The organism is Clostridium liquoris, from assembly GCF_002995785.1.
Lineage (GTDB): Bacteria > Bacillota > Clostridia > Clostridiales > Clostridiaceae > Clostridium_AO > Clostridium_AO liquoris.
The window spans coordinates 1-3,862 of sequence record NZ_PVXO01000024.1; the positions used below are offsets into that span (position 1 = coordinate 1).

The window sequence follows — 3,862 nt, forward strand, 5'->3', positions numbered from 1 at the left end:
TATAGTAATATCAACTTACATTATAATGGATTTTTTATGTATGTGGGAGATACTTTTTGTATCTCCTTTTAATTTTTTAAGCAGTAATTATTACTACTTTTGCCTACTAAAATTATACTCTAAGATTTTAAAACACTATTATTTAAAAAAGAGGCACTTATTAAAAGTACCTCTTTTTATGTCATTTGTATTTAAACTATTTTAATTCTACAGTTGCTCCAACTTCAGTTAATTTAGCTTTCATAGCTTCAGCTTCTTCTTTAGCTACGCCTTCTTTTAATGTCTTAGGAGCTCCGTCAACTATTTCTTTAGCATCCTTTAATCCTAAACCAGTTATTTCCCTAACTGCTTTTATAACTTTAATCTTTTCTGATCCAATACTAGCTAATACAACATCGAATTCAGTTTTTTCTTCAGCTGGTGCAGCGCCTGCTCCTGCAGCACCTGCTACTGCAACTGGTGCAGCTGCGCTTACACCAAATTCTTCTTCACATGCTTTTACTAATTCATTTAATTCTAAAACGCTCATTTCTTTTATAGCTTGAATGATTTCTTCTCTAGTCATTATTAAGCACCTCCAAATTTTCTTAATTTAATTAAACTTCCTCAGATTCTTTTTTCCCCTTAATTGCATTTAATAAGTATACAAGATTTGATAATGGAGCTTTTAAGCTTCCAAGTAATTTTGCAATAAGTACGTCCTTTGGTGGTATTGATGCAAATTCTTTTGTTTTTGCTGCATCAAAAATTTCACCCTGAACTATAGCACCTACTAGTTCAAGCTTCTTATGATCTTTTGCAAAATCATTAAGAACTCTTGCTGGAGCAGTTGGATCTTCATATCCAAATGCTATTGAAACAGGTCCTTCAAGTAAATTTGTTATACCGTCATATCCTAGCTCTTTAGCAGCTAAAATACTTAAAGTATTTTTGTATACCTTATATTCTACACCTGCTTCTCTTAAGTTTTTTCTTAATTCAGTGTCTTCTTCAACTGTTAATCCTTGATAATGTGCTAACACAATACCTTCAGATTTCTGCATTTTTTCTTTGATTTCAGCTATTTTAGCCTCTTTTATCTGTCTATTCTTATTCACTGTGTGTCCACCTCCTCACAGTTTAAACTGCATATAACTTATATAAAAATTAAAGGTTTCTCCGTAGACATGGAGAAACCAATTATACCTAATCATATATTGGAACCCTCGGTAGGTTGGTTGCCCGTTACGCTTATGCACCTACTGTCTACGGTATATTTACTTATTCAACCTTTAAAATAATATCAAAATTTTAAACCTGTGTCAATACTATTCTAACACTTTAGTTGGATTTATTTTTATTCCAGGTCCCATTGTGCTTGAAATAACTACTGATTTAATATACTGTCCTTTAGCTGCTGCTGGTTTAGCTTTTACCACAGCTTCCATTAATGAACGGAAGTTATTAGCTAACTTTTCAGCACCAAAAGATTTCTTTCCAATTGGAACGTGAATTATAGAAGTTTTGTCTACTCTATATTCAACTTTACCAGCTTTTATGTCTGATAACGCTTTAGCTACATCAAATGTAACTGTACCTGATTTTGGATTTGGCATTAATCCTTTAGGCCCTAATACTCTACCTAATCTTCCAACCAATCCCATCATATCTGGGGTAGCAACAACTACATCAAAATCGAACCAGTTTTCTTTCTGGATTCTTTCAACATATTCTTCAGCTCCAACATAATCTGCTCCAGCTGCTTCAGCTTCCTTAGCCTTTTCACCTTTTGCAAACACTAATACTCTAACAGTTTTGCCAGTTCCATGAGGAAGTATTACTGCTCCTCTTACTTGCTGGTCTGCATGTCTTGGATCAACTCCAAGTCTTATAGCTAATTCTATTGTTTCATCAAACTTAGCTTTAGAAGTTTTAACAACTAAATCCATTGCTTCTGCAGAAGTATATAAAGTATTCTTATCAACTAATTTAGCACTCTCAATATAATTCTTTCCCATACTAATCCTCCTTTGTGGTTTTAACGGTTTTTGCCTCCCACCTATTTAAGGTTATAACTATTCTTCTATAGTTACACCCATACTTCTTGCTGTACCAGCTACCATACTCATAGCAGCTTCTAATGATGCAGCATTTAAGTCTGGCATTTTAGTTTCGGCAATCTGCTTCAACTGTTCTTTAGTTAGTTTAGCAACTTTAGTTTTGTTTGGAACACCAGAACCGCTTTCAATTCCAGCTGCCTTCTTTATAAGAACTGCTGCTGGAGGAGTCTTTAGTATAAAACTAAAAGATCTGTCCTGATATACTGTAATTACAACTGGAATTATTAATCCAGCCTGTTTGGCTGTCTTGGCATTAAATTCCTTAGTAAACGCCATAATATTTACACCATGCTGACCAAGTGCAGGTCCTACTGGTGGTGCTGGAGTTGCTTTTCCTGCAGGAAGTTGAAGTTTGATCATTCCTGTAACTTTTTTAGCCATAATTTACACCTCCTATAAATGTGGTTATACGGATTAAATCCTCCCACTTAATTAAGGCTTTCGCCTTTTAGGTTAATCTAGTTTATCTATTTGATTAAAATCAAGTTCGACAGGTGTTTCTCTGCCAAACATGTTAACAAGAACTTTAACTTTATGTTTTTCAATGTTGATTTCTTGTATAACCGCCGGGAAGTTTTCTAGAGGTCCTGAAACCACTTTTACACTTTCTCCAACTTCCATATCTAAATCTACTTGCTTTTCCATAATTCCCATAGATGTAACTTCCTCGTCAGTCAATGGAACAGGTTTAGATCCTGGGCCAACAAATCCAGTGACACCTCTTGTATTCCTAACAACATACCAGGAATCATCTGTCATAACCATTTTCACTAACACATATCCTGGAAATATCTTTTTTAATGTTATTTTCTTTTTACCATCTTTTATTTCAACTTGTTCCTCCATAGGAACTTGAACATCACATATCCAGTCATGAAGGTTTCTATTTTCTACAGTCTTTTCAAGATTTACCTTAACCTTATTTTCATACCCAGAGTATGTGTGAACTACATACCATCTAGCTCTCTCTGCCATATTTCAAGGGACGGGAATCTTATCTCGACCCCTACCTCCTTTTTAATATTTATTTATAGATGATTTTAGATAACTTATTAAAGACAAAATCTATTCCACCTATAGCCACCATATATATAAAACAAAATTCTAAAACTATAAGGGTAGCCTTTTTTACTTCTTCTTTAGAGGCCCAGGTAATTCTTTTAAATTCACCCTTTAGATCTTTGAAAAATTTAATAATCCCACCTTTATCAGTGGTTACCTTAACTTCTTTTCTTTTTTTTAGATCAGCGCTCATTTTTTCACATCCCTGAATATAATAATGATGCCTCTATGTATTATTTTGTCTCTTTATGAATTGTGTGTTTACGGCAAAATCTACAATATTTTCTCATTTCTAATCTATCTGGATCGTTTTTCTTGTTCTTCATTGTGTCATAATTTCTCTGTTTACATTCAGTACAAGCTAATGTAACTTTCACTCTCATTTTTTTACACCTCCTGGTACTTATCCTGGTATTTATATAAACGCAGGGAGATACTCTAATTTTATTTTACGCATTACCTTAATAATTTAACATAATTCAAATTATATGTCAATCCAATTTATTATAAAGAATAAAAATTTCCTTTAACCTCTAAAAGGACTAGGTCTAGAAACCCAGTCCTAATAAATTCTATATTATTCAATTATTTTAGTAACAACTCCTGAACCAACTGTTCTTCCGCCTTCTCTTATAGCAAATCTCAATCCTTCATCCATTGCTATTGGTGTTATTAATTCAACAGTCATATCAATATGGTCT

General features: G+C 33.4%; 8 protein-coding genes and 1 other annotated feature. All 8 genes read right to left on the reverse strand.

Features of this window, described 5'->3' with window-relative positions:
* Window positions 1–196: 196 nt before the first annotated feature.
* On the reverse strand, window positions 197–565 hold the full coding sequence (gene rplL / locus CLLI_RS03915) for a 50S ribosomal protein L7/L12 (RefSeq protein ID WP_106062940.1): 369 nt from the start codon (window positions 563–565) through the stop codon (window positions 197–199).
* 31 nt (window positions 566–596) lie between these two features.
* Window positions 597–1,097 (reverse strand): 50S ribosomal protein L10, encoded by a 501-nt coding sequence (gene rplJ, locus CLLI_RS03920; RefSeq protein ID WP_106062941.1) that lies wholly within the window; start codon window positions 1,095–1,097, stop codon window positions 597–599.
* Between the two features lie 39 nt (window positions 1,098–1,136).
* Window positions 1,137–1,269, reverse strand: a sequence feature (ribosomal protein L10 leader region).
* Between the two features lie 38 nt (window positions 1,270–1,307).
* Window positions 1,308–1,997 carry a 50S ribosomal protein L1 gene (gene rplA / locus CLLI_RS03925; protein ID WP_106062942.1) on the reverse strand — a complete coding sequence of 230 codons (690 nt, stop codon included), beginning with the start codon at window positions 1,995–1,997 and terminating at the stop codon, window positions 1,308–1,310.
* 57 nt (window positions 1,998–2,054) lie between these two features.
* Window positions 2,055–2,480 carry a 50S ribosomal protein L11 gene (rplK, locus tag CLLI_RS03930; protein WP_106062943.1) on the reverse strand — a complete coding sequence of 142 codons (426 nt, stop codon included), beginning with the start codon at window positions 2,478–2,480 and terminating at the stop codon, window positions 2,055–2,057.
* Between the two features lie 72 nt (window positions 2,481–2,552).
* Entirely contained in the window at window positions 2,553–3,074 is a 522-nt protein-coding gene (gene nusG, locus CLLI_RS03935) for a transcription termination/antitermination protein NusG (protein ID WP_106062944.1), read from the reverse strand.
* 49 nt (window positions 3,075–3,123) lie between these two features.
* Window positions 3,124–3,354 carry a preprotein translocase subunit SecE gene (gene secE, locus CLLI_RS03940; protein ID WP_106062945.1) on the reverse strand — a complete coding sequence of 77 codons (231 nt, stop codon included), beginning with the start codon at window positions 3,352–3,354 and terminating at the stop codon, window positions 3,124–3,126.
* A gap of 40 nt (window positions 3,355–3,394) precedes the next feature.
* Window positions 3,395–3,544, reverse strand: a complete 150-nt coding sequence (gene rpmG, locus CLLI_RS03945; protein ID WP_035152304.1) for a 50S ribosomal protein L33 — start codon at window positions 3,542–3,544, stop codon at window positions 3,395–3,397.
* Window positions 3,545–3,738: 194 nt separating this feature from the next.
* Window positions 3,739–3,862, reverse strand: a 124-nt coding sequence (locus tag CLLI_RS03950) for an EF-Tu C-terminal domain-related protein (RefSeq protein WP_479723237.1), incomplete at its 5' end; no start/stop codon positions are given.

What these genes read in the sequence shown, in the direction of transcription:
- rplL (WP_106062940.1), bottom strand. Translation starts at nt 565, where the DNA reads ATGACTAGAGAAGAAATCATTCAAGCTATAAAAGAAATGAGCGTTTTA.
- rplA (WP_106062942.1), bottom strand. Translation starts at nt 1,997, where the DNA reads ATGGGAAAGAATTATATTGAGAGTGCTAAATTAGTTGATAAGAATACT.
- rplK (WP_106062943.1), bottom strand. Translation starts at nt 2,480, where the DNA reads ATGGCTAAAAAAGTTACAGGAATGATCAAACTTCAACTTCCTGCAGGA.
- nusG (WP_106062944.1), bottom strand. Translation starts at nt 3,074, where the DNA reads ATGGCAGAGAGAGCTAGATGGTATGTAGTTCACACATACTCTGGGTAT.
- secE (WP_106062945.1), bottom strand. Translation starts at nt 3,354, where the DNA reads ATGAGCGCTGATCTAAAAAAAAGAAAAGAAGTTAAGGTAACCACTGAT.
- rpmG (WP_035152304.1), bottom strand. Translation starts at nt 3,544, where the DNA reads ATGAGAGTGAAAGTTACATTAGCTTGTACTGAATGTAAACAGAGAAAT.